Source organism: Pseudomonas extremorientalis (assembly GCF_001870465.1).
GTDB lineage: Bacteria > Pseudomonadota > Gammaproteobacteria > Pseudomonadales > Pseudomonadaceae > Aquipseudomonas > Aquipseudomonas extremorientalis.
Genome location: NZ_MDGK01000056.1, coordinates 13,400 through 35,683, shown reverse-complemented (window position 1 = coordinate 35,683; position 22,284 = coordinate 13,400). Strand labels below are relative to the sequence as shown.

At 62.4% G+C, this 22,284-nt stretch carries 22 protein-coding genes; 6 read left to right on the top strand and 16 right to left on the bottom strand.

The window, feature by feature from the left end; all coding sequences use genetic code 11:
- From BFN10_RS22820 to cpaB, 6 genes are read right to left on the bottom strand one after another with little or no spacing between them, the layout of a single operon-like run.
- Positions 1 to 888, bottom strand: a complete 888-nt coding sequence (locus BFN10_RS22820; protein WP_071491579.1) for a type II secretion system F family protein — start codon at positions 886 to 888, stop codon at positions 1 to 3.
- A gap of 1 nt (position 889) precedes the next feature.
- Positions 890 to 1,771, bottom strand: a complete 882-nt coding sequence (locus tag BFN10_RS22815) for a type II secretion system F family protein (protein ID WP_071491578.1) — start codon at positions 1,769 to 1,771, stop codon at positions 890 to 892.
- Positions 1,772 to 1,781: 10 nt separating this feature from the next.
- On the bottom strand, positions 1,782 to 3,053 hold the full coding sequence (locus BFN10_RS22810) for a TadA family conjugal transfer-associated ATPase (RefSeq protein WP_071491577.1): 1,272 nt from the start codon (positions 3,051 to 3,053) through the stop codon (positions 1,782 to 1,784).
- Positions 3,050 to 4,243 carry a CpaE/TadZ family protein gene (locus BFN10_RS22805; RefSeq protein ID WP_071491576.1) on the bottom strand — a complete coding sequence of 398 codons (1,194 nt, stop codon included), beginning with the start codon at positions 4,241 to 4,243 and terminating at the stop codon, positions 3,050 to 3,052. The genes BFN10_RS22810 and BFN10_RS22805 overlap by 4 nt, the downstream gene beginning before the upstream one ends.
- Positions 4,240 to 5,457 carry a type II and III secretion system protein family protein gene (locus BFN10_RS22800; protein ID WP_071491575.1) on the bottom strand — a complete coding sequence of 406 codons (1,218 nt, stop codon included), beginning with the start codon at positions 5,455 to 5,457 and terminating at the stop codon, positions 4,240 to 4,242. The genes BFN10_RS22805 and BFN10_RS22800 overlap by 4 nt, the downstream gene beginning before the upstream one ends.
- Before the next feature lie 19 nt (positions 5,458 to 5,476).
- On the bottom strand, positions 5,477 to 6,418 hold the full coding sequence (gene cpaB, locus BFN10_RS22795) for a Flp pilus assembly protein CpaB (protein WP_071491574.1): 942 nt from the start codon (positions 6,416 to 6,418) through the stop codon (positions 5,477 to 5,479).
- Positions 6,419 to 6,749: 331 nt separating this feature from the next.
- Here cpaB and BFN10_RS22790 point away from each other — a divergent pair, with 331 nt between their 5' ends.
- Together BFN10_RS22790 and BFN10_RS22785 are read left to right on the top strand one after the other, a co-directional pair.
- Positions 6,750 to 6,941 (top strand): Flp family type IVb pilin, encoded by a 192-nt coding sequence (locus BFN10_RS22790; RefSeq protein WP_058423609.1) that lies wholly within the window; start codon positions 6,750 to 6,752, stop codon positions 6,939 to 6,941.
- 58 nt (positions 6,942 to 6,999) lie between these two features.
- A complete protein-coding gene (locus BFN10_RS22785) occupies positions 7,000 to 7,404 on the top strand; it encodes a response regulator (RefSeq protein ID WP_071491573.1) in 405 nt (134 codons plus the stop codon).
- 22 nt (positions 7,405 to 7,426) lie between these two features.
- Here BFN10_RS22785 and BFN10_RS22780 read toward each other — a convergent pair whose 3' ends face one another.
- From BFN10_RS22780 to BFN10_RS22765, 4 genes are all read right to left on the bottom strand, one after another.
- Positions 7,427 to 9,109, bottom strand: coding sequence for a ShlB/FhaC/HecB family hemolysin secretion/activation protein (locus BFN10_RS22780; protein WP_071491572.1), 1,683 nt, complete (start codon positions 9,107 to 9,109; stop codon positions 7,427 to 7,429).
- A 175-nt stretch (positions 9,110 to 9,284) separates the two neighbouring features.
- On the bottom strand, positions 9,285 to 10,847 hold the full coding sequence (locus BFN10_RS22775) for a collagen-like triple helix repeat-containing protein (RefSeq protein ID WP_071491571.1): 1,563 nt from the start codon (positions 10,845 to 10,847) through the stop codon (positions 9,285 to 9,287).
- A 301-nt stretch (positions 10,848 to 11,148) separates the two neighbouring features.
- The gene (locus BFN10_RS22770; RefSeq protein WP_071491570.1) at positions 11,149 to 11,997 is read right to left on the bottom strand and encodes a MaoC family dehydratase; all 849 of its coding nucleotides are present in this window, start codon (positions 11,995 to 11,997) and stop codon (positions 11,149 to 11,151) included.
- 2 nt (positions 11,998 to 11,999) lie between these two features.
- Positions 12,000 to 13,343: a 3-oxoacyl-ACP reductase gene (locus BFN10_RS22765; RefSeq protein WP_071491569.1), complete on the bottom strand. Its 1,344-nt coding sequence runs from the start codon at positions 13,341 to 13,343 to the stop codon at positions 12,000 to 12,002.
- Positions 13,344 to 13,448: 105 nt separating this feature from the next.
- Between BFN10_RS22765 and BFN10_RS22760 the strand changes: the two genes are divergently transcribed.
- Both BFN10_RS22760 and BFN10_RS22755 read left to right on the top strand, forming a co-directional pair.
- Positions 13,449 to 14,726 carry an acetyl-CoA C-acetyltransferase gene (locus tag BFN10_RS22760; protein WP_071491568.1) on the top strand — a complete coding sequence of 426 codons (1,278 nt, stop codon included), beginning with the start codon at positions 13,449 to 13,451 and terminating at the stop codon, positions 14,724 to 14,726.
- 124 nt (positions 14,727 to 14,850) lie between these two features.
- A complete protein-coding gene (locus BFN10_RS22755) occupies positions 14,851 to 15,750 on the top strand; it encodes a PA4780 family RIO1-like protein kinase (protein ID WP_014716761.1) in 900 nt (299 codons plus the stop codon).
- A gap of 133 nt (positions 15,751 to 15,883) precedes the next feature.
- On the opposite strand, the gene cueR is transcribed toward BFN10_RS22755, so the two are convergent.
- From cueR to BFN10_RS22740, 3 genes are all read right to left on the bottom strand, one after another.
- Entirely contained in the window at positions 15,884 to 16,285 is a 402-nt protein-coding gene (cueR, locus tag BFN10_RS22750) for a Cu(I)-responsive transcriptional regulator (RefSeq protein ID WP_071491567.1), read from the bottom strand.
- Complete coding sequence (locus tag BFN10_RS22745) at positions 16,282 to 18,483, bottom strand: heavy metal translocating P-type ATPase (RefSeq protein ID WP_071491566.1); 2,202 nt, start codon at positions 18,481 to 18,483, stop codon at positions 16,282 to 16,284. Before BFN10_RS22745 ends, cueR begins: the two co-directional genes overlap by 4 nt.
- Positions 18,484 to 18,549: 66 nt before the next feature.
- Positions 18,550 to 18,930 (bottom strand): hypothetical protein, encoded by a 381-nt coding sequence (locus BFN10_RS22740; protein WP_071491565.1) that lies wholly within the window; start codon positions 18,928 to 18,930, stop codon positions 18,550 to 18,552.
- A gap of 147 nt (positions 18,931 to 19,077) precedes the next feature.
- Here BFN10_RS22740 and BFN10_RS22735 point away from each other — a divergent pair, with 147 nt between their 5' ends.
- Both BFN10_RS22735 and BFN10_RS22730 read left to right on the top strand, forming a co-directional pair.
- On the top strand, positions 19,078 to 19,275 hold the full coding sequence (locus tag BFN10_RS22735) for a heavy-metal-associated domain-containing protein (protein ID WP_071491564.1): 198 nt from the start codon (positions 19,078 to 19,080) through the stop codon (positions 19,273 to 19,275).
- An 85-nt stretch (positions 19,276 to 19,360) separates the two neighbouring features.
- Positions 19,361 to 20,554 (top strand): Bcr/CflA family multidrug efflux MFS transporter, encoded by a 1,194-nt coding sequence (locus tag BFN10_RS22730; RefSeq protein WP_058423620.1) that lies wholly within the window; start codon positions 19,361 to 19,363, stop codon positions 20,552 to 20,554.
- A gap of 8 nt (positions 20,555 to 20,562) precedes the next feature.
- Here the strand turns inward: BFN10_RS22730 and BFN10_RS22725 are convergent, their stop codons facing one another.
- From BFN10_RS22725 to BFN10_RS22715, 3 genes are all read right to left on the bottom strand, one after another.
- Positions 20,563 to 20,745 (bottom strand): hypothetical protein, encoded by a 183-nt coding sequence (locus tag BFN10_RS22725; RefSeq protein WP_071491563.1) that lies wholly within the window; start codon positions 20,743 to 20,745, stop codon positions 20,563 to 20,565.
- Positions 20,746 to 20,891: 146 nt separating this feature from the next.
- Positions 20,892 to 21,905, bottom strand: a complete 1,014-nt coding sequence (locus BFN10_RS22720; protein ID WP_071491562.1) for a zinc-binding alcohol dehydrogenase family protein — start codon at positions 21,903 to 21,905, stop codon at positions 20,892 to 20,894.
- A 25-nt stretch (positions 21,906 to 21,930) separates the two neighbouring features.
- On the bottom strand, positions 21,931 to 22,224 hold the full coding sequence (locus tag BFN10_RS22715; RefSeq protein WP_071491561.1) for a putative quinol monooxygenase: 294 nt from the start codon (positions 22,222 to 22,224) through the stop codon (positions 21,931 to 21,933).
- Positions 22,225 to 22,284 lie beyond the last annotated feature (60 nt).

Sequence of the window (22,284 nt, the reverse complement as noted above, 5' to 3'; positions counted from 1 at the left end):
TCAAAAGTGGCTCAACGCGCGGGCGATGCCGATAAAGGCGGGGCCGCCGAGCACGATCAACAAAGCGGGGAACAGAAACACCATCATCACCACCGACATTTTTGCCGACATCTTCGAGATGTATTCCTGCAAACGGGTCAGGCGTCGGTCGTCGAGCAGTTGCTTGAGGGCCAGCAGGGACTTCATCGCGCCGCCGCCCTGCTGGATCAATTGCTGGAGGATGATGCAGGTGTCGGTGAACTCATCCACCTCCAGCACGCGTGCGGTCTTGCCCAGTTCCTCGCCCAGCTCCAGCCCCGAATCGACCCGTGCCAGGATCAGGCGCAGTTCATGCGTCAACGCGGGGAGCAGGCGTTGAGCTTCGTTGCCCACCACCCGCAGCGACTGTTCAATCGCCATGCCGGATTCGAACAGGATGCGCAGCAGTGGAATGAAGGTTGAAATTTCCTTGGCGATGGTCTGCTGGCGATACTTGGCCGCAGCGGCGAGTACGCGTTTGGGCAGCAGGTAGCCGATGCCCACGGCAAACATCGGCGCAATCCATGCGGGGGCCGCGTGCGGAAACAATAGCTGCTGGCCGAGCAGGGTGAGGCCCAGCAGCACAATTGGCGTACCGACCTGGAAGGCGGCGAACAGCGAGCGCTGGCTGGCCTTGCGCCAACCGATCCGGTTGAGGAGAACCTGAGTCTCGTTGTCCAGGCTGACCGAGCGCTGGGCCAGGGCGCTTCCCCCCAGTTGACGCATGAAGCTACCGAGTTTGTGGTCGCTTGCCCTCCGCCCTTGCAAGCGCTCGGCGACCCGTCGATCACGCCGGCGATGTTCAAGCACCTGGCCTCCCACCAGTACCGCGGCGGATAGCAACAACAGGGCGCAGGCCAGCAGCACCATCTCAGACACTCCTCAACATGCGCCACATGACGAAGGTACCCGTCAGGTCCATCCCCAGCGCGGCGAACAGCATGATGCGCCCGGTGTCGTCGTTCCACATGGTCATCAAGTAGCCAGGGTTGACGATCATGAAGTAGCCGACGATCAGGATGGGCAGTCCGCCCAGCACATAGGCGGTCATGCGCGTTTCACCGGTCATGGCCTTGAGTTGCCGGGCACCTTGTTCGCGCTCGCGAATCATCTTGATGAGGTTTTCCAGCAGTTCGCTGGCGTTGCCGCCGTAGCGGTGGTTGACCTTCAGGCCGAGGGCGAACAGGCGGAATTCGTCCTGCTCGTAGAACTCGGCAAAGTCGCTCACCGAGTCCGGCAGGCTGACCCCCATGCGCACATTGCGTTGCACGCGGGCCATGGCGTCCTTGAGCGGGTCTTCAACGCCTTCGACGCCGCCCAGTACTGCATCTGCCAGGGTTCTGCCGGACTTGAGGCTGCGTACACTGTGGTCGAGCAACTGCGGCAGTTGCTCGACCATGCGCTGCACGCGCCGTTGATAACGCCAACTGATGTACAAGCGCAGTACCAGGGGCGGCGTCACGACCATCGCGATCAGCCCCAGACCGTCGGCCAGCAGCCAGCCGAACAGCGCGCCGATCACCCAGGCGCTCAGCCAAAGGCCCAGGCGGTCAGTGGGTTTGCCCAGCCCGGCACGCTGGAACATGCGCTCAAGAGCGGTCCACTTGTTGTTCGGTTCCTGTGTCTGCGGCTGGCCGTCACCCAGGCGCTCCAGCACGCGGTCCGTCTGGGCTTTGCGCAGGCCATGCTGAAACTGCCAGAACGACAGGCCGATCAACAGCAGGCAGACAAGCAACAACACCGGTCCTGTCATCACGCGCTCCCTAGGACTGCAACGCCGATTCGCGGCGCAGTTTGTCGCCGGCCGGGTTGAGGGCTTCGCGCAGGAAGCCAAAGCCGGTACGCCGGTCCAGGCGGAACAGGGTATTGGTGACGTACACGTCATCACGCACACCGACCACTTCCACCACTTCGCTCACGCAGCGACGCCCATCGGGCATGCGCGACAGTTGGATGATCACGTCCAGTGCGGCGCAGATCATCTGGCGCAGGGTTTTTTCGGCGATTGCCCGCCCGGTCAGGCCCACCAGGGTTTCCAGGCGCAGCAATGCATCCTGGGCGTTGTTGGCGTGCACGGTGCTCATGGAGCCGTCGTGGCCGGTGTTCATCGCCGTCATCACGTCGAGCACTTCGACACCACGGATCTCGCCAAGGATGATGCGGTCCGGGCGCATCCGCAGGGCGTTGCGGATCAGGTCGCTGGACTTGACTTCGCCGTGGCCCTCGGCGTTGGGTGGACGGGTTTCCAGGCGTACCACGTGGGGGTGGCCCAATTGCAATTCGGCGACGTCCTCGATGGTCACCAGGCGTTCGTGGGGGTTGATCAACTGACTGAGGATATTCAGCAGCGTAGTCTTGCCGGTGCCTGTGCCGCCGCTGATCAGGATATTGCAGCGCTTGCCCACGGCCTCCTGGAAGAACTCGAAAATGCTCTGGTCGATGGTCTGCATGGCGACCAGGTCGCTGCTCTTGAGCATGTCCTTGCGGAATTTGCGAATCGACAGGCACGGTCCGTCCAGGGCGATCGGCGGGATGATCGCATTGACCCGGCTGCCATCGGGCAGGCGCGCATCCACCATGGGCGAAGACTCATCCAGGCGCCGGCCCAGCGGTGCGAGGATGCGTTGCATAACGCGCTCCACGTGGTGGTCGTCGATGAAGCGCAGGTCGCTCTGGTGCAGCAAACCATCACGTTCGATAAATACTCGATGTGGCCCGTTGACCAGGATTTCGGTCACCGACGGATCGCGCAACAACACCTCCAGCGGGCCGAAACCGGTGAGTTCGTCAACGATCTCTTCGGCCAGGCGCTCCGTCTCGTAGCGCGAAATCGCCAGGCGCATGCGCGTGATGTACTCGGAGACTTTGTCGGTGACGAATTGCGCCAGGGACTGGCGCGTGCCTTCGAGCAGGTTCTTGCCCGACTCTTCGATGGCGTCGATGATGTAGCGATGCAGCACCAGTTTCAGGCCATCGTGATCGGTGTTGCCACCGGCAGCGCGGGCCGGGCCGCCAAACAGCTTTTCTCCGTTCATCGTCCTGACCCCAGGATGCGTTCAAACCAGCGCATCGAAGGCTTTGCCAAACCCTCGGAGCGTTTTGCCAGGCGCTCGCCCAAGGCGCGCACGGCCTGGGTCAAGGGTTCGCGCGGCGCCAGGGCGAACAGCGTCTGGCCCTGGTTTTTCACATTCAGGCGCAGTTCGGCACTCAGGGGCAGCACGGCGACGCATTCGAGGCCGAAGCTCTTTTCCAGGGCTTCGGTGTCCGGTGCGCAGGCCTTGATGTAGCGGTCCACTACCAGTTTGGCATGCTCAAGCTTCATGCCTTTTTCACGCCAGCGATTGATCACCGCCAGGTTGCGACGGCAGTCCAGTACGTTCTGGTCGGTGCACCACAGCAGTTTGTCGCAATGGCTGACAAAGGTGCGCAGGGCTTCGCTGTCCGGCTGTCCGGTAATGTTCACGACGATGTGCTGGAAGTGTTGGCGCAAGGCGCTGAGCAACATGTACAGCTCGGCGGCGCTGGTGAGTTTGAGCGGTTCGTCACCGGTGGCGTACGCCAGGATGCGCAGGCCATCCAGGGCGGTGGTGAAGGCGCTGTTGATCAAGGTGGTGTCGAGGCGGCGCAAATGCCGCAGCGCATCGCCGAAATTGAACGTGCTCTCCAGGCCCAGCAACGCCAGGCTGTCGCTGCGTGGCAGGCCGAGGTCGAGCAGCAGGGTCTGCTGCCCGCTCTTTTGCACCACCAGCGCCAGGTGGGTGGCCAGCATCGCGCCGTCGGCGTTGCTCTGGGTGCCGAACAGCACGGTCAGGCCGCCCAGTTGTGCGTTGGGGGTCACGGTCGGCAGGCGCTTGCTCAGGCGCCGCACCAGGCCGGCCACTTCGCTGGAGCGTGAGCCGTAGGCCACGAAATCGCGGGCGCCGGCACGCATGGCATTCAGCACAAGCTGGTTGTCCATGCCATCGCCGAGGGCAACCACGGCGAGCATGGGCTTGGCTTCCAGCGCCCCTTCGATCAGTGCGCTCTGGGCCACCAGGTTTTCGCGGTCAAGGCCGATGAACACCAGGTTGGCGAAGGTCACATCGACCAGCGCCAACAGTTCGTCGAGGCTGCCGGTGCCGGCACTCACCACTTGGCCAAGCGGTGCGAGGGCCCCCTGCAGCCACTCAAGGTCAGTGGTGTTGCGGGTGATGGCGAGGAAGGTCTGGCTCAGGCTATCGCTCATTGGGAAAGTCCACTGCGACGGTCGAAGTTGCCGTTTTCCAGAAAGAACAGCCGGTACCAGTTCGGGTCGTAGTTGCGCAGTTTTTCGCCGGGCAAGGAGGGCAGTTGGGCGTTGGCGGCCAACGGCTGCACCAGGTGCGGCGTGACGATCATCAGCAGCTCTTTTTCTTCGCGGCTGATCGTGGAATCGCGGAAAAATGCGCCAAGGATGGGGATATCGCCCAGCCCTGGAAATTTATCGATGGTCGAGCGGTTGTTGGTGCTGATCAGGCCGCTGATCACGAAGCTTTCGCCATCGGCCAGGGACACGCTGGTGTCGGTACGGCGTACAGTCAGGGCCGGCACCTGGATGCCTTGAATCTGCACGGCGTTGCTGTAGTCCAGTTCGCTGACTTCCGGTGCCACCTTGAGAGTGATGCGGTTGCGGTCGATCACGGTGGGGGTCAGGGTCAGGCGAATACCGAACTCTTTGTATTCGATGGAGATGGTATCGCTACCAGAGCTGGGTACCGGGACGGGCACTTCACCGCCGGCGAGGAAGGATGCGCTCTGCCCGCTCATGGCCACCAGGCTTGGGCGGGCCAGGGTGTAGGCAAAGCCGCTGCGCTCCAGGGCGTTGATCATGGCCTTGACCCGGCCGCCGCCAAATCCGACGTTGAAACTGTCCGTGCTCACCGGCAGCTTGAATACCCCCTCAGAGGGCGAAAGAAGGCTGGGGCTACCGAGGAAAAAGTTGGTACCCACGCCGAGAAACTTCGTACTGGCTTCCTTGAGCTTGGTACGGCTGACTTCCACAAAGCGGATGTCGGTCTGCACCTGGCTGGGCAGCAACGGGTCTTGCGAGGGCGACAGCGACACGCTGGTCAGCGCCGAGGTGGCCTTGCCCTTGACGAACACCATGCTCTGGCGCGGCGCGCTGGCGCAGGCGGTCCACACCAGCAGGCTGGTGGCGCCGCTGCTGACACCGGTGAGCAGGAAGTTACGGTCACCGTTGACCCGCACGTCGGCGATTTTCGGATCGCCGATGGCCAGGCGCGTAATTGCCACGGGCGATTGCAGTTCCTGTTGCAGGCCTTCTCCCACCTCGACCACGGCGGGTAGCTGGCCCAGGGCACTGCAGTTGCCCGGCGCTGCCAGGGCCATGTCGATCGGCAGGCTCGCCAGCATCAGGGCGCAGGCCAGTTGCGTGAACAGGGGTGCGTAGCGATGGCTCATTCAAGGCATCCTTGCTCGATCACGGGGTTTGTGGTGCCGCCTGGGCACCGCGAATCACTTCAATGCCACGCCGTACACCAGGCCCACCGCCAGCCGGCACGACGGGTTTGGGCGGGCCGGTCAACGCCAGTTGAGTGAACTGGTAAAGGTCGCGGTTAGCGCTTTCCAGCTTCTGCGCGGTGTCCTCTTCACCGGCCCAATAGCGGCTGAGCAGTTGTTCCTCGGCACTGCGCACGGCCAGGCGCAAGGTCCCGGCTTGTGCCGCGAGCATCATGCGGCTTAATAAAGGCTCCGGCACGGCCAGCACCACGGTGCGTGCGGTGAGTCGACGTTGTAGGGCCTGGGCGCGTTCTTCGGCGGTAGCCGGGGGTGGCACTGCCGGTTGGCCATCGTTGGCCAGGCCCAATTGATCGCCGACGCTGAGCAGGCGCATCGCCGGAAGGACGATCTGGGCCGACTGTTCGGCGTTGCCGGCATCCTGGCGCAGGAACAGCAGCACATCCACGTAATCGCCAGGGCTCAATTGGCCTGCGGCGCCGACCACCTCGTCCACGGCCACGGCCAGCGCGCGCTCGTTGGGGCGGATCATGCGCGAGAGGGGGCCGCCGGCGTTGAAACTGTCCTCGTTGAGCCAGGTACCGGCGCCGAGGGTTCTCAGGGGTATGCGCCCGATGGCCTGGTCGAGTTGGGTCAGGCTGCCGGCGGGCGCGGTGCGCAGTTTCTCGACGGACAGGTCCGCGGCGGTCAGTGGCGTAAAGGCAGGCACTTCATGCCGCAGGACGACCACCGGCTGGCGGGTTTGGTCTTCAGCGGCGGCGAGGGTTTTTTCAACGGAAACGACAGGTGCGGCAGGCGCTGCGACGGGCTCAGGTGCGCGACTCAACACCAGCCCCCAGTACCCGGCAATCAATGCCCCGATCAGCAACAAGCCGGCCAGGACCATGCTGATGCGACTGTTCATGACGGCTCTCCCTTTCCCGTTGCACTGCACACCCTGTTAATCCAAACGGGTTAATCCGCAACCTGGCTGTGATGAACATCTAACGATTTGGCTATTTGAAGGTAGCTCAGCTAGGACGAAATGCCATTACCGCGGGGAAAAATTATCTGAAGCAGAAAGTTGGCCTTTTAAACTGCGGTGTTGTGGCGTCAACGTTGCGACTAATACTTTGTGATTAATCCGTTCTTACAGTTGTGAGGCCAGGGTTTGTTGACAATGCTCTAATGGCACGCCGCGATCATCTGGTGGTAGAGCCTTTCCGGCTTTCAGTGGCGTTTTAGGGAGAAGTCCAATGTTCCTTGACATGATGTTGAAGCTGTATGTCCAAACCCAACTTTTTTTTCAACGCAAAGACGGTGCGTCCGGGATTGAGTACGCGATCATTGTGGCCATGGTTGCATTGGTGATCGTCGGTGCCGGTTCTGGGCTGGGAACTAAGATCAAATCGATCTTCGACAGCGTCGCCACTAAGATGACCACTTGATAGCGTCTTTTTCCATGTGGAAACGCCTCATTAACGTTCTTCCTGTCCAGGTACAGCCATGAGCGCCTCTTCGACTTCCCGCCAACAAATTCTTTTGGTGGATGACGAAGAGGACGCCCTGATCGAACTCGCCGAATCCCTCGAAAACGAAGGGTTTGTGTGTTTTACCGCCAATTCCGTCACCTTCGCCCTGCAAGAATTGACACTTCACCCCGACATCGCCCTGGTCATCACCGACCTGCGCATGCCTGAGGAAAGTGGCATTTCCTTGATCAAGCGCCTGCGCGAACACACCTCACGCTCGCACTTGCCGGTGATTGTGATGTCGGGTCATGCCGAAATGGATGATGTGAGCGACATGCTGCGCCTGCAGGTGCTGGACCTGTTTCGCAAGCCGATCTACCTGGTGCGGTTGATCGATACGTTGAACAACCTCTTCCCCCTGCCCAAAGCGAAACCTTAGAGCCTGGCCTCTATATAGGGGATTACAGTTGGTAGCTGAAGCTCAGTGAGTAGCGCGGCCTGCGGTTGAAGCTGTCCAGCGCAATATCTGACATGGGTTTGGCGGCTTCCAATGCAATGTTGTAGTACTTGTTGTCACCAAAGCGCAGGCCCATCGCCGCAGATGACATATCGCTGGCCCTGACCGGCAGGTTGTTGAACCAGGACTTGGCACGGTCGAACACGATATAGGGCTGCAGGATCCGCACCCACTCACCGGCGCGGTTGTAGCTGTAGTTGACCTCATACGCCAACCCCCAGCCCTTGTCGCCGGAACCTTGGTCATCGGGGTAGCCACGCCCGAAGTTCTGCCCGCCGAAGGTGGCACGTTCGCTGTCGGGCAGGGTGTCATCACTCCAGTAAAACGCTCCCGACAGCACGCCCTGCCAGTTATCGAAGAACGTGTCGCTCTGGACGCCGGACAGGCGCAGGCGGAAGAAATCCAGGTCTGGCTTGAGTCCTTCGAAATCACTACGGGTCTTGGCACCCATGCCGTCTATCCCCTGGTACAGGCCTGCACTGAGAATGCGTAACTGGCGCGTGTCGGCCTTGCGCCAGTCACCTTCAAAGGCCAGGGCGCGCAGGTTGGTTTCGATGTCGAAGCGCTGGGGGTAGCCCACCAGTTGGTAGCGCGTGGTCTGGTCGACTGCGTACAGGCGCGTGCCCAGGGTCAGCGACTCATTGGGTGAGGCAATCAACGGATGGCTGAGGCCGACGGAATAGCGATCGATGGCCTGGTGCGGCTTGAGCGCGAAGCCGCCGCCCAGTTGCAGGCTAGTGTTGGGATCGGCGCGATAGCGCTCAGCGCCGAGCGCCAGTTGGGTCCCCTCGGCATTCACGAACTGGCTGTAGCCCACGCGGTAGTAATGCTCTTTATCCTTGCCAGGTGGGAGCAGACCGCTGATGTTGAGCTGCTCGCCCATGCTGGTCTGGGCGTTGCTGGTACCGGTAAGCAAGGCCTGCAGGCCACCACGGCTGTCGTCGGTCATGCTCATGCTGCTGGTGAAGGGTTTGCGGCTTGCGGTGATGTGCATGCTCGTGCCACCGTCAGTGGTACCGGGTGGTGGCACTTGGGCTTGCAACGTGACGCCCGGGATGCGGCCCATGAGCGTGGTGTAGCGCTCGAAGGTCTTGCGGGTCAGGGGGCGTTCGACCAAAAGCTTGTCGGCCAACTTGTCGACGTAGGTCGAGACCGAGCCGATGTCGCCACTTTGCTGGTAATCCTTGATATAGCCCTCCACCAGCACCACGCGCACCAGGCCGTTTTCAAAGTTCTGCTGGGGCAGGAACGCATAGGACAGCAGATAGCCGTCCTGTTGGTAGCGACGTGTGATACCGCGGGTAGCTTCGATCAACTGCGCCAGGTTGGTCTCATGGCCGATCAACGGTTCGTAGGCTTTGGCGCTCTCGGCGAGAGGGTAGACCGTGCCACCCTCGATCTGCAGTTTGCGAATCGTCACCTTGGTGTCCATCATCAGCGGCTGGCCCTGGGTAGGCGGTGCTTCAGGCACCTGGGTTTGCGGCGTGACCGGTCGATAAGCATCGGCAGGGAGGTTGGGCACTGGCAAGTTGCGGATGGTGTCGTTGCTGTTGAGGAAGCTGGGAAGGGTCTCGGCCTGGGCGTAGGCACTGAGAGAAAGCAATAACAACGGCGTCAACACGCGCATAGGACACTCCATGGTCAACTGCAGCAGCGTTTCGGGCCCACCGGGTTCTGGGACTCGGCTCGGGAGGAACATGGTGCCAAGCCCCATAAAAAAGACGAGAGACTTATTGGGGGGCTCTCGTCTCAACCAAGCGTAGGCGCTGTAGGTGAGGCCGTCTAATCGGCCAGGTGCATTTCTATTGACCGGTGAGGCCTGTGAGCAAACCGCCTACACCGGTGTTGGTGGTAGCGCCTGCACTGCCATTGGCGGAGGCGCCGACGCTCAAGCCACCGAGCAGGCCGCCACTGCTGCCGGTACCTCCAGTGACCAGGCCCCCGACCGAGCCTACCGTGCCGCCTACGGCACTGACGGTATTGCCCAGCGCGTGAGTGATCGGGTTGGCATTTGCACCGGTCAGCGTGGTCCCGACGTTGGTGACTGCGGCGCCCACGTTGGTCACCAGGCCGTTGACCGGAGCACCGACGCCTGTGGTTGTGCCGATGTTTTGCGTGAGGCTGGCCACGCCTGAGGTCACAGGATTGAGGGCTGCACCGACATTGGTTGCCAGGCCTGCGACGGGTGCCGTTGCCCCCGTGTTGGCCACGCCGGTACCACCGATGACCGTGCCGAGGGAGGCGACGGTGCCGCCCAGCGCGCCACCGGTGACACCTGCTGCGCTGACCGCGCCGTTGGTGTTGCCAGCATTCAGCCCGTTACCGACATTTGCCACCAGGCCACCCACCAACTCAGGCAAGCCAGGTGCGGAAGCGCCACCCGCTGGAGCGACATAACCCCCTGATTTGTCGAGCACGCCACCGACGCCGGTCAATGCGCCACCCACGATGTCAGTGACGGGGTTACCGGTACCGCCTGCGCTGGCCACCTGGCCACCCAGGCCGGTGACTGCGGCACCGACCTTATCCACCAGGCCGTTTACCGGGTTCCCCAGACCGGTTGCGTTGCCGAGGTTGCCGGTGGTGTTTTCCACCAACGACACCACGGGTACCAGCACTCTTGCGCCGACACGGCCGGTGATCGAGCCCAGCGGGCCGGTGGTGCTGGCGGTACTCAAGGTATCGCCGAGCATGGTGACGGCCTGGCCAACCTGGTCGACCAGGCCTCCTGCTGCGCCCCCTACACCGCCGGTCAGTCCGCCGACGACTGGAACGCCGCCCAGCGTAGTGGACAAGGATTTGCCGGTGGTCGAAAGGCCGTCGCCCAAGTCGGCGACGCCATTACCTACACCCGCCACGGTGATGCCTAAGGAGTTGCTGTTTGTGCCCAGGGAGCCCAGGCCTGCAGTGACGCCGGTTCCGATACTGGTGACCGCATTGCCGGTTGCTGTGACCAGGCCTCCTGCGGTGGTGCCGACGATGGGGACGCTGGTCAAAGTGTCGCCCAGATCGCCGACGGCAGCGCCTACGTTACCCACGGTGCTGCCCAGGGTACCGGCAATCTGGCCGGTGACCAGAGGTGTGCTGGTCGAGCCTGTGCCACCACCCGTACCACCGCCTGTGCCGCCACCCGTGCCGCCGCCTGTGCCACCACCTGTGCCACCACCTGTGCCTCCACCCGTGCCGCCTGTGCCACTGCCATCACCGCCACCCGTGCCACCCCCGGTTCCTGCACCTGCATCCGGGGAGGATGCTGCAACGCTGGATTTGTGCCCACCACCACCGCTGCTGCAGCCGCCGAGTGCCAGTGCTACTGCCAGGGCCAGCGCGGTACTTGCTTTCCAAAACACGACTTGAGTTTTCATGATTGAGTTCCTTGCACCTGTACAACCTTGGTTGTCTTCAAGCGCTCGCTACTTCTGGGGATAGCGATGCGTTTGTCCGTGCGGCTATAACAGCCCCGGCGGTGCGTTCTCTCAATGCTCTACTTGGTATTAACGATTTATATACAGCAGCGATGTACCGGTTAAGCAACTAATACCAAGGGTGTAAAGGGTGGATGTATCAAGATATATATAGGTTATAAATCAATTGGTTAAATAAAAAAGCGGACTTCATAAAGTCCGCTATTACTTAGGGTGTATATATACAATTAATCTGTTTGTTTCAGGCGATCGGTCGCCACTTACCTACCATATGTTCAATATCGCCCGCGCCTTTCAACCGCAACTCTCCGCTGGAACCGGCGGCGCTGGACAATAACGTCACTTCACCGGGCAGGCGCACGGGTTTCCTGAACTCGACGTCGATCTCGATATTGGCGGAGGGCAAGTGTTCGCCGAGCGCGGCAACGGTGTGTGCCTTGTTCCACAATCCATGGGCGATGGCCTGGGGGAAGCCGAACAGCTTGGCGGTCAGGGCGCTGAGGTGGATCGGGTTGTAATCACCGGAGACTCGCGCATAACGACGGCCGATATCGACGGGGGCTTTCCAGCGGGTCAGCTCGCTGACCTGGTCGGGGGGCGATTGGGCGATATCTTCTGCCGCGCCTTCCAGCTTCACGCCCCGGCACAACATGCGGCTTTCAGCTTCCCACAGCAGGCCGAGGGAGTCTTCAACCGTGGTGATCAGGTCGAAGGTTGCGCCCTTGGCGTGGGGCTTGAGGTTCTGCGCATGTACAGCCACAGACAGGTCGCTCACACCCCCCAGGGGGCGATGAATGCGGATGCGGTTACTCAGGTGAATCAGCCCCAGCAGCGGGAACGGAAAACTCTTATCGGTGAGCAACTGCATCTGCAAACCGAACGCAAGGATATGCGGATACGTCGCCGGCAGGATCGGACTGTCGGCAAAGCCGCAGACCTTGCGATAGGCCGCTACCCGCTTGGGGTCGATGCTGACCCGGCAGCGCAACCCGTGCTCGGGCAGCGTGCGGCCGGTGATCTTGCGCTTGAGGGCCGCACGCCAATACAGCGGCGGCAGAGACGGTGCACTGTCTAACGTCTTCCATTGCATGGTTACGCCCCCAGCAGACTTTGCCCACACACCCGCAGCGCTTGCCCGCTGACCGCACCGGAACCCGGTTGGCCCAGCCAGGCCACCGCTTCGGCGACGTCCTGCGGCAGGCCGCCCTGGCCCAGCGAACTCATGCGTCGCCCGGCCTCACGCAAGGCGAACGGGATATGCGCGGTCATCTGGGTTTCGATAAACCCCGGCGCCACGGCGTTGATACTGATGCCGCGCTCCTTGAGCAGCGGCGCCCAGGCCTGTGCGAGGCCGATCAAGCCGGCCTTGCTCGCCGCATAGTTGGTTTGCCCACGGTTGCCGGCGATGCCGCTGATCGAAGCCAGCAGCACTACACGGGCGTTGTCGTGCAGGGTGCCGCTGTCGAGCAGCGCCTGGGTCAGTACCTGCGGTGCATTGAGGTTGACCGCCAGCACCGCGTCCCAGTATTCCGGGGTCATGTTTGCCAGGGTTTTGTCACGGGTGATACCCGCGTTATGCACCAGGATGTCGAGGCCTTCGGGCAAGTGTTCGATCAATTGGTTGCCGGCGTCTTCGGCGCAGATATCCAGCGCTACGGTGCGTGCACCCAGGCGTGCGGCCAGGGCGTCGAGGTCGGCCTTGGCCTGGGGCACGTCGAGCAGGATCACCTCGGCACCATCGCGGGCCAGGGTCTCGGCGATGGATGCCCCGATGCCCCGGGCGGCGCCGGTGACCAGCGCCTTGCGCCCGGCCAGCGGCCGTGTCCAATCTTCCACCGGTGTAGTGCAAGCCTCCAGGCGGATCACCTGGCCGGAGATATAGGCGCTTTTCGGCGAGAGGAAGAAGCGCAGGGCGCCTTCCAACTGGTCTTCGGCACCGTCGCCGACATACAGCAATTGCAACACGCCACCGTTGCGCAACTCCTTGGCCAGCGAGCGGCTGAAGCCTTCCAGGGCGCGTTGGGCACTGGCGGCGAACGGATCGCTGAGGTTTTCCGGCGCACGGCCGAGGATCACCAGGTGCGCACTGTTATCCAGGTTTTTCAGCAGCGGCTGGAAGAACTCGCGCAGTTGCTTGAGCTGGTCGGTGTGTTGCAAGTCGCTGGCGTCGAACACCACGGCCTTGAGTTTGGGACCGTGCCCGGGAATCCACGTCGACGTTTCAGTCCCGTAGGTGTAAATGGCATCGGTGAGTCTGTTGGCAAACGCCTGCACCTTGCTGACCAGTGCACCGCCGCCCAGCAGCAATGCGCCTTCCACCGGGCGCAGGCGCCCGGCCTGCCAGCGTTCCAGGCGTACCGGCGACGGCAGGCCAATGGCGGCGACCAGACGATGGCCGAGGCTTGAGTTGGCGAAGTCGATATAACGGTCAGACATGGAACGCTCTCCGAAGGCTGGGGTTCAAAGGGTTGACCATCCCAGGGTAGCAGTCGTTCGACTAGGCTCAGTAATCCAGCCCATAACAGACAGAGGGAGCTTTCCATGACTCAATTGCGCCGTGTAGCGATCATTGGCGGTAACCGCATTCCCTTCGCCCGCTCCAATGGCCCCTATGCCACGGCGAGCAACCAGGCAATGCTGACCGCGGCCCTCGAAGGCCTGATCGAACGCTACAACCTGCACGGCCTGCGCCTGGGTGAAGTGGCTGCCGGCGCGGTGCTCAAGCACTCGAGGGATTTCAACTTGACCCGCGAATGTGTGCTTGGCTCGCGCCTGTCCCCGCAAACCCCGGCCTATGACATTCAACAGGCCTGCGGCACCGGCCTGGAAGCGGCGTTGCTGGTAGCCAACAAGATCGCCCTGGGCCAGATCGAATGCGGGATTGCCGGTGGGGTCGACACCACCTCCGACGCACCGATCGGGGTGAACGAAGGGCTGCGCAGGCTTTTGCTGCAAGCCAACCGCAGTAAGTCCATGGTGGATAAATTAAAAGTCCTGTTACAACTTCGTCCCCATCACCTCAAGCCGGAACTGCCGCGCAACGGCGAACCGCGTACCGGTTTGTCCATGGGCCAGCACTGCGAATTGATGGCGCAGACCTGGCAGATCCCCCGCGCCGAGCAGGACCAGTTGGCCCTGGAAAGCCACCAGAAAATGGCCGCCGCCTATGCCGAGGGCTGGCACAACGATCTGCTCACGCCGTTCCTGGGCCTGACCCGCGACAACAACCTGCGTCCCGACCTGACCCTGGAAAAACTCGCCGCCCTTAAACCCGCCTTCGAACGCAGCGCAAAGGGCACGCTCACTGCCGGCAACTCCACGCCGCTCACCGATGGCGCATCGCTGGTGCTCTTGGGCAGTGAAGCGTGGGCCAGGGAGCGCGGCCTGCCGATCCTCGCGTACCTGCGCGATGGCGAAGCGGCGGCGGTGGACTTCGTCAACGGTGAAGAAGGCCTGCTGATGGCGCCGGTGTATGCGGTACCGCGCTTGCTGGCGAGGAACGGTCTGACGCTGCAGGACTTCGATTACTACGAGATCCACGAAGCCTTCGCTGCCCAAGTGTTGTGCACGCTCAAGGCTTGGGAGGATGCGGACTACTGCAAGACGCGCCTGGGACTTGACGCCCCCTTGGGTTCCATCGACCGTAGCCGCTTGAACGTTAAAGGCAGTTCCCTGGCCGCCGGCCATCCGTTTGCCGCCACCGGTGGGCGTATCGTTGCCAATCTGGCCAAGTTGCTGGACGCGGCGGGCAAGGGGCGTGGGCTGATTTCGATCTGCGCTGCGGGCGGTCAGGGTGTTACGGCGATCATCGAGCGCTGAAACTGGCATATTGGATGCATTCTTAAGTGATCAACGGTCGCTAGCCTCTCCCACCGGCGAGCTGATTGCCGTATAACGAGTGCCATACGCGTGTTTGGTAATACAGGACCCACAATAAAAGCTGATGAAGACTCCTAAACGCATTGAACCCCTGATCGAAGACGGTCTGGTCGACGAAGTGCTGCGCCCACTCATGAGTGGTAAAGAAGCAGCTGTTTATGTGGTGCGCTGCGGCAACGAATTGCGTTGCGCCAAGGTTTACAAGGAGGCGAACAAACGAAGTTTTCGTCAAGCGTCCGAATACCAGGAAGGCCGTAAGGTCCGTAACAGCCGGCAGGCCCGGGCCATGGCCAAGGGCTCCAAGTTCGGCAAGAAAGAAACCGAGGATGCCTGGCAGAACGCCGAAGTGGCTGCATTGTTCCGCCTGGCCGGTGCGGGCGTCCGCGTGCCCCAGCCGTTCGACTTCCTTGAAGGCGTGCTGCTGATGGAACTGGTGGCCGACGAGTACGGCGATGCGGCGCCGCGTCTGAACGACGTGGTGCTGGAACCGGACCAGGCGCGCGAATACCACGCCTTCCTGATTTCCCAGATCGTGCTGATGCTGTGTACCGGCCTGGTGCACGGTGACCTGTCCGAGTTCAACGTACTGCTCACGCCCACCGGCCCTGTGATCATCGACCTGCCCCAGGCGGTGGATGCGGCGGGCAATAACCACGCGTTCAGCATGCTGGAGCGGGACGTGGGCAACATGGCTTCCTATTTCGGGCGCTTTGCCCCGGAGTTGAAGAAGACCAAGTACGCCAAGGAAATGTGGGCGCTGTACGAAGCCGGCACGTTGCACCCTGCCAGCGTGTTGACCGGTGAGTTCGACGAGCCGGAAGAACTGGCAGACGTCGGCGGTGTGATCCGCGAGATCGAAGCGGCGCGGTTGGATGAAGAGCGCCGCCAGGCGATTCGCGCGGCGGACGATGCGCCGCCGAGCAAGGTGCCGGACGAACCTCCGCCGCCGCCTTGGATGCAGTGATTGCCAGATAACTGGAAATCACAATGTGGGAGGGGGCTTGCCCCCGATAGCGGTGGATCAGCCGGCTTATCTGTAGCTGACCCACTGCAATCGGGGGCAAGCCCCCTCCCACATTGGACTTGTGCACATTCGGTCAGGCGCAGCAGCTTCCGGACGCCAACTCCTTGAGAATCGGACAATCCGGCCGATGATCGCCCTGGCAGTGCTCCACCAGGTCCTGCAACGTATCGCGCAGTTGCCCCAGCTCAAGAATCTTCTGGTTCAACGCCTCGATATGCTGGCGCGCCAAGGCTTTTACATCGGCGCTGGCCCGTTGCCGGTCCTGCCACAGGGTCAGTAGCCTGCCGACTTCATCCAGAGAAAATCCCAGGTCGCGCGAGCGTTTGATAAACGCCAGGGTGTGCAAGTCATCCGCGCCGTACACGCGATAGCCACTGTCGGTGCGGTGGGCTGGCTTCAGCAGGCCGATGGATTCGTAGTAGCGAATCATCTTGGCGCTGAGCCCGGTCTGGCGCGCGGCTTGGCCGATGTTCATGGGCGTCGTTCCTCCAGGTCCTTGGGTTTCCAAGTCTTCAACAGTAAGGCATTGCTGACCACGCTGACACTCGACAAGGCCATTGCCGCGCCGGCCAATACCGGGTTGAGCAGGCCGAATGCGGCCAACGGAATGCCGATCAGGTTATATACAAAGGCCCAGAACAGGTTCTGACGGATCTTGGCGTAGGTCTTGCGGCTGATCTCCAGGGCTGCTGGCACCAGGCGCGGGTCACCGCGCATCAGGGTGATACCGGCCGCGTGCATGGCCACGTCGGTGCCACCGCCCATGGCGATGCCGATATCGGCGGCGGCCAGGGCCGGGGCGTCGTTGATGCCGTCGCCGACCATGGCCACCACGCCGGTTTTCTTCAACTCAGTGACAGTTGCGGCTTTATCGGCGGGCAGCACTTCGGCGTGTACATCGTCGATACCCAAAGCCTCGGCGACCACGCGGGCGCTGCCGTGATTATCACCGGTGAGCAAATGGCTGCTGATGTGCCGGGCCTTGAGTTGCCGTACCGCTTCCAGCGCGCCGGGCTTGAGCGTATCGCCAAAAGCGAACAGCCCCAGCACTCGCGGTTGGGCGCCTTGCTCGATCAGCCAGGACAAGGTGCGGCCTTCGGCTTCCCAGGCCTTGGCCGAGTCCGCCAGGCCCCCCGCGTTCAAGCCGTTTTCTTCGAGCAGGCGGCGATTGCCCAGGGCCAGCGACTGGCCGTCCAGGGTTCCGGCGATGCCGCGTCCGGTCAGGGATTGGCTGGCCGTCACATCGGCAACTGCCAACCCTTGTTCCTTGCACGCATCCACTACGGCTTTGGCCAACGGGTGTTCACTGCCGCGTTGCAGCGCGCCGGCGTGTTGCAGCAGCCGCGCTTCGTTGCCATCCACGGCGGCCAGGTGGGCGATTTTCGGGGCGCCGGAGGTGAGGGTGCCGGTCTTGTCGAAGACCACGGCGCTCACTTCATGGGCGCGTTCCAGGGCCTCGGCGTCCTTGATCAGGATGCCGTGGCGGGCGGCAACGCCGGTGCCGGCCATGATTGCAGTGGGTGTGGCCAGGCCCAAGGCACAGGGGCAGGCGATCACCAGCACAGCCACGGCATTGATGATCGCGGTCTCCAGCGAAGCACCGTACAGCCACCAGCCCACCAGGGTGATCAACGCCAGCACCAGCACGGCCGGGACAAACACTTGGCTGACTTTATCCACCAGCTTCTGGATCGGTGCCTTGGCGGCCTGGGCGTCTTCCACCAGACGGATGATCCGCGCCAGCACGCTTTCGGCGCCGAGGGCCAGGGTGCGTACCAGCAGGCGGCCTTCGCCGTTGATGGCGCCACCGGTGACTTTGTCGCCAGGTTGCTTTGGCACCGGCAGGCTTTCGCCGCTGATCAACGCTTCGTCGGCGTGGCTCTGACCCTCGACCACTTCACCGTCCACCGGGAAGCGTTCGCCGGGTTTCACCAGCACCAGGTCATTGAGCTTCAGGGCGCTGATGGCGACGTCTTCTTCGCGGCCATCCAGTACCCGAATCGCTCGCTCGGGGCGCAGGGCTTCCAGGGCGCGGATGGCGCTGGCGGTCTGGCGTTTGGCGCGGCTCTCCAGGTATTTACCCAGTAGCACCAGGGCGATCACCACCGCCGACGCTTCGAAGTACAGGTGCGGCGTCATGCCTGGGTGAGCGGTGAGCCACTCGTAGAGACTCAGGCCGTAACCGGCGCTGGTGCCGATGGCGACCAGCAGGTCCATATTGCCGGCACCCGCCCGCACGGCTTTCCAGGCAGCAATATAAAAGCGTGCGCCGAAGATGAATTGGACCGGCGTGGCCAGGGCGAACTGCGCCCAGGCCGGCAGCATCCAGTGCAGGCCGAAGGGCTCCACCAGCATCGGCAATACCAACGGCAGTGCCAGCAGGATTGCCAGCAGCAACGACCAACGCTCGCGGTGCAGGCGCCGGGCCTGATCGGCATCGGTGGAGGTTTCGCTTTGGGGCAGGCTGGCGGTGTAGCCGGCTTTGTCGACGGCGGCAATCAGCACGCCGGGGTCCATCAGGCCGAGCACTTCGACATGGGCGCGTTCATTGGCCAGGTTGACGCTGACGCTTTGCACCCCCGGCACCTTGCCCAGCGCGCGCTCGACCCGGCCGGCACAGCTGGCGCAGGTCATGCCGCCGATGGGCAGGTCAAAGGTGGTGGATCCATTCATGGGGCAGTCCTCCAAGAGAAGTTGCCCCTAGCATCAACCTTGACCTGTGGGGAAGGTCAAGCGCCTTCAGTATTCCAAGGCGGCGGGCTTGAGGTACATGCCGTCCGGGCCCTGGGCAATGCGCAACTTGCGCACATCACCGACCTTGAGCGTAATGTTTTGCGCAGGCGGTGCCAGCAGGCCCGGCAGGCAACCCGGGGACTGGCCCGGCAGCAACTTCAGGCGCAGTGACAGGTTGCCCGCCGGCAGGTTGAACGAGGTGGCCTGCTCCTGGAACAGCCGACCCGCCAACTGGTCATTCAGGTACAGACCGATTTCGCAGTTGGTCGGCACCTCCAGGCGTTCCCGGGAAATGATCAGCACCGCATAGTCTTCTGCGGCGAAGGCTTGGGGCGCGGCGGCCGACAGGCTCATCAGGCCGGCAAGGGCAAAAAACGACCAGCGCATGGCGAATGCTCCGTGGTGTGAATCGAAGATGAGTGAAGCTTGGCCTTTGAAGCGGCCAAATACCAGCCCGGCAGAAACTTCCGGAACTTGACCTTGCCATCGTGGCAAGGTCGAGACTGGGTCCAACCTCATCAAAGGAGTCATGTCATGCAAGTATTCAGCGTTGAAGGAATGACCTGCGGCCATTGCGTTCGAGCGGTGACCCAGGCGGTGCAGAACCAGGACCCGGCGGCCAACGTGAAGGTCGACCTGGCGGCAAAAGAGGTGGGCGTCGAGAGCCGCTTGTCTGCCGAGCAAGTGATCGAGGCGATCAACGCCGAGGGCTATAGCGCCAAGCTCGCCTGACGCGGACAAATAGTTAGCGAGCTATCGTGTTCAACGCACCCAAGCGCGGCTAGACTATCGGGCTGCCGACTCACTTGGGTGCCCGATGAACCTCCGCATAATTCTGATCCTGGGTGCCTTGAGCGCCTTCGCGCCGCTGGCGATCGATTTTTACCTGCCGGGCTTCCCGGCCATGGCCAAGGCCTTTGCCACCGATGAAAAACACATCCAGCTGACCCTGGCGGTGTATTTCGGCGGCCTGGCCATCGGCCAGTTGATCTACGGCCCATTGGCTGACCGCTTTGGTCGGCGCGGTCCGCTGCTCAGCGGCGTCACCTTGTTCACCTTGGCCTCCTTCGCCTGCGCCTTTGCGCCTTCACTGGAATGGTTGATTGGCGCGCGTTTCGTGCAGGCCCTGGGCGGTTGCGCGGGCATGGTGATTTCCCGTGCCGTGGTCAGCGACAAATGCGACGCGGTGGGGTCGGCCAAAGTCTTTTCCCAACTGATGCTGGTCACTGGCCTGGCGCCGATCCTCGCGCCGCTGGCCGGTGGGTTGATGGTGGGGCTGTGGGGCTGGCAGTCGATTTTCCTGGCGCTGTCGATATTCAGCGTAATGGCGGCCATCGCGGTCGCCGTCGGGTTGCCGGAAACCTTTCCGGCCCATCAGCCGCGCCAGCCGTTGTCCGGCTCGTTGCGTCGCTATGCGGCCTTGTTGTCGGACCGCGTCTACCTCGGGTATGCCCTCACCGGTGGCATTTCGATTGCCGGGATGTTTGCCTACATCGCCGGTTCACCGTTCGTGTTTATCCAACTCTATGGCGTGCCGGCCGAGCATTACGGCTGGCTGTTCGGCTCCAACGCGGCGGGTTTTATCCTCGTGGCGCAGGTCAATGCGCGGCTGCTGTCCAAGCGCGGCCCGGCGTTCCTGCTGTCGCGCAGTGTGTGGGTCTACTTGTTGGCGGCGTTGACGTTGCTGGGCATCGCGGCATTGCGCACCGATGCATTGTGGCCATTGCTGGTGCCGCTGTTTATCTGCATTGCCAGCCTGGGCTGCATTCTGCCTAACACTTCGGCCTGCGCCATGAGCGGGCAGGGTGCACGGGCCGGTAGCGCTTCGGCGTTGCTCGGCTGCATTCAGTTTGGCGTGGCCGCCGGCGCTGCTTCGTTGGTCGGCGTGTTGCACGACGGCACGGCGATGCCGATGGCCATGGTCATCAGCTTGTGCGGTGTACTGGCGGTGACGATTGCGATGTCGACCCAGCGCCTGCAACGCAAACGGGCCTTGCAGGCGCAGGTCTGAAGAGCGGGTCAGCCAGCGGCAGAACGTTGCTGGCTGATGGGGAAACGGTGGGGGGCCTGGATACGGGCTTGCAGGGTGTCGGCAAAGGCGCGGGCCTCGGCCTCGGTGCGGAAGGTGAAGGCGTCCTGGTCGAGACGCACCTGCCATTTATTGCCTGCGGATTTTGCTAACGCTTTTATCAGGATCTTCATTGCTGACTTCCTCACGTAAAAGAATCGTGGCAAAGGCGGCCAATATAAACCCGAATACGCTCACAAATATGACAAAGATCAACTCTCTGACTAGCGGTGTCGTCCATTACTCACATGAATAATGGACGACGCTGACAGCCGTTTTTTCAGAACCCTTCCAGCACGATCTTGCCCTTGGCCTTGCCGCTTTCCAGCAGCGCATGGGCGCGGCGCAGGTTGGCCGCATTGATCACGCCGAAGTGTTCGCCCACCGTGGTTTTCAGGGTGCCGGCGTCGATCAGTTCGGCCACGCGGTTGAGCAGGTTGTGCTGCTCGATCATGTCCGGTGTCTCGAACATCGAGCGGGTGTACATGAACTCCCAGTGCAACGACAGGCTTTTGCGCTTGAGCTTGCTGACGTCCAGCGCCTTGGGATCGTCGATCAGCGCCAGCTTGCCCTGGGGTTGCAGAGCCTCGACTAGTTGGTCCAGGTGATGATCGGTCTGGGTCAGGCTGGCGACGTGGGTCACGTGCGGGTGGCCGGCGCTTTTCAGCGCTTCGCTCAAGGGTTGGCTGTGGTCGATCACCAGGTCGGCGCCCAGGTCCCTGGCCCACGCCTGGGTTTCCGGGCGCGAAGCGGTGCCGATCACTTTCAAGGCGGTGAGCTGGCTGGCCAATTGGGTCAGGATCGAGCCCACACCTCCGGCGGCACCGACGATCAGCAGGCTCTGGCCTTCATCCTGTTTACCCTCACGCACTTGCAGGCGTTCGAACAGCAGCTCCCAGGCGGTGATCGCCGTCAGTGGCAGCGCGGCGGCTTCGGCAAAGCCCAGGCTTTTCGGCATATGGCCGACGATGCGCTCGTCCACGGTGTGCAGTTCGCTGTTGCCGCCTGGGCGCACCAGGGAACCAGCGTAGAACACCTTGTCACCGGTCTTGAACAGCGTCACGTCGCTGCCGACGGCCTTGACCACACCGGCGACGTCCCAGCCCAGGACCTTGGCGGCGCCGTTTTCCGGGGCGACGTTCTGGCGCACCTTGGTGTCCACCGGGTTGACCGAGATGGCTTTGACTTCCACCAGCAGGTCACGCGGGCCGGCGACGGGTGCTGGCAGCTCGATGTCTTGCAAGGCGTTTGGATCGTTGATCGGCAGTGAGGCGTAGTAGGCAATGGCTTTCATGATGGCTCCGGAAAAAGGGCGATGATCAGGCGAGAAATTTCAGGCGCTTGAGTTCGAAGTGTTCGATCACATCAGCGGCCTGGGTGCGAAAGCTCTGGATATGCGCGCTCTGGTCGTGGTCGGCGAGCGCCGCTTCGTCGCTCCAGCGCTCGAGCATGTAGAAGGTCTCGGGGTGTTGCAGGTCTTGGTGCAGGTCGTATTGTTCGCAACCGGCTTCCAGGCGCGTGGGTTCCAGCAGGCCGCGCAGCAAGAGTTCCAGGGTGGCTTGTTGGCCGGGTTTGGCGATCAGCGTGGCAATGACGTTAAAGGCGGTGGACATAGTCAACTCCAGACACGTGATGAACGGGATGCACAGATGATTGGCTATTTCCAGCGCAGA

Bases quoted from the DNA above. Each gene is read 5' to 3' on its own strand.
- BFN10_RS22820 (WP_071491579.1), bottom strand. From the start codon at position 888: ATGGTGCTGCTGGCCTGCGCCCTGTTGTTGCTATCCGCCGCGGTACTG.
- BFN10_RS22815 (WP_071491578.1), bottom strand. From the start codon at position 1,771: ATGACAGGACCGGTGTTGTTGCTTGTCTGCCTGCTGTTGATCGGCCTG.
- BFN10_RS22810 (WP_071491577.1), bottom strand. From the start codon at position 3,053: ATGAACGGAGAAAAGCTGTTTGGCGGCCCGGCCCGCGCTGCCGGTGGC.
- BFN10_RS22805 (WP_071491576.1), bottom strand. From the start codon at position 4,243: ATGAGCGATAGCCTGAGCCAGACCTTCCTCGCCATCACCCGCAACACC.
- BFN10_RS22800 (WP_071491575.1), bottom strand. From the start codon at position 5,457: ATGAGCCATCGCTACGCACCCCTGTTCACGCAACTGGCCTGCGCCCTG.
- cpaB (WP_071491574.1), bottom strand. From the start codon at position 6,418: ATGAACAGTCGCATCAGCATGGTCCTGGCCGGCTTGTTGCTGATCGGG.
- BFN10_RS22790 (WP_058423609.1), top strand. From the start codon at position 6,750: ATGTTCCTTGACATGATGTTGAAGCTGTATGTCCAAACCCAACTTTTT.
- BFN10_RS22785 (WP_071491573.1), top strand. From the start codon at position 7,000: ATGAGCGCCTCTTCGACTTCCCGCCAACAAATTCTTTTGGTGGATGAC.
- BFN10_RS22780 (WP_071491572.1), bottom strand. From the start codon at position 9,109: ATGCGCGTGTTGACGCCGTTGTTATTGCTTTCTCTCAGTGCCTACGCC.
- BFN10_RS22775 (WP_071491571.1), bottom strand. From the start codon at position 10,847: ATGAAAACTCAAGTCGTGTTTTGGAAAGCAAGTACCGCGCTGGCCCTG.
- BFN10_RS22770 (WP_071491570.1), bottom strand. From the start codon at position 11,997: ATGCAATGGAAGACGTTAGACAGTGCACCGTCTCTGCCGCCGCTGTAT.
- BFN10_RS22765 (WP_071491569.1), bottom strand. From the start codon at position 13,343: ATGTCTGACCGTTATATCGACTTCGCCAACTCAAGCCTCGGCCATCGT.
- BFN10_RS22760 (WP_071491568.1), top strand. From the start codon at position 13,449: ATGACTCAATTGCGCCGTGTAGCGATCATTGGCGGTAACCGCATTCCC.
- BFN10_RS22755 (WP_014716761.1), top strand. From the start codon at position 14,851: ATGAAGACTCCTAAACGCATTGAACCCCTGATCGAAGACGGTCTGGTC.
- cueR (WP_071491567.1), bottom strand. From the start codon at position 16,285: ATGAACATCGGCCAAGCCGCGCGCCAGACCGGGCTCAGCGCCAAGATG.
- BFN10_RS22745 (WP_071491566.1), bottom strand. From the start codon at position 18,483: ATGAATGGATCCACCACCTTTGACCTGCCCATCGGCGGCATGACCTGC.
- BFN10_RS22740 (WP_071491565.1), bottom strand. From the start codon at position 18,930: ATGCGCTGGTCGTTTTTTGCCCTTGCCGGCCTGATGAGCCTGTCGGCC.
- BFN10_RS22735 (WP_071491564.1), top strand. From the start codon at position 19,078: ATGCAAGTATTCAGCGTTGAAGGAATGACCTGCGGCCATTGCGTTCGA.
- BFN10_RS22730 (WP_058423620.1), top strand. From the start codon at position 19,361: ATGAACCTCCGCATAATTCTGATCCTGGGTGCCTTGAGCGCCTTCGCG.
- BFN10_RS22725 (WP_071491563.1), bottom strand. From the start codon at position 20,745: ATGAAGATCCTGATAAAAGCGTTAGCAAAATCCGCAGGCAATAAATGG.
- BFN10_RS22720 (WP_071491562.1), bottom strand. From the start codon at position 21,905: ATGAAAGCCATTGCCTACTACGCCTCACTGCCGATCAACGATCCAAAC.
- BFN10_RS22715 (WP_071491561.1), bottom strand. From the start codon at position 22,224: ATGTCCACCGCCTTTAACGTCATTGCCACGCTGATCGCCAAACCCGGC.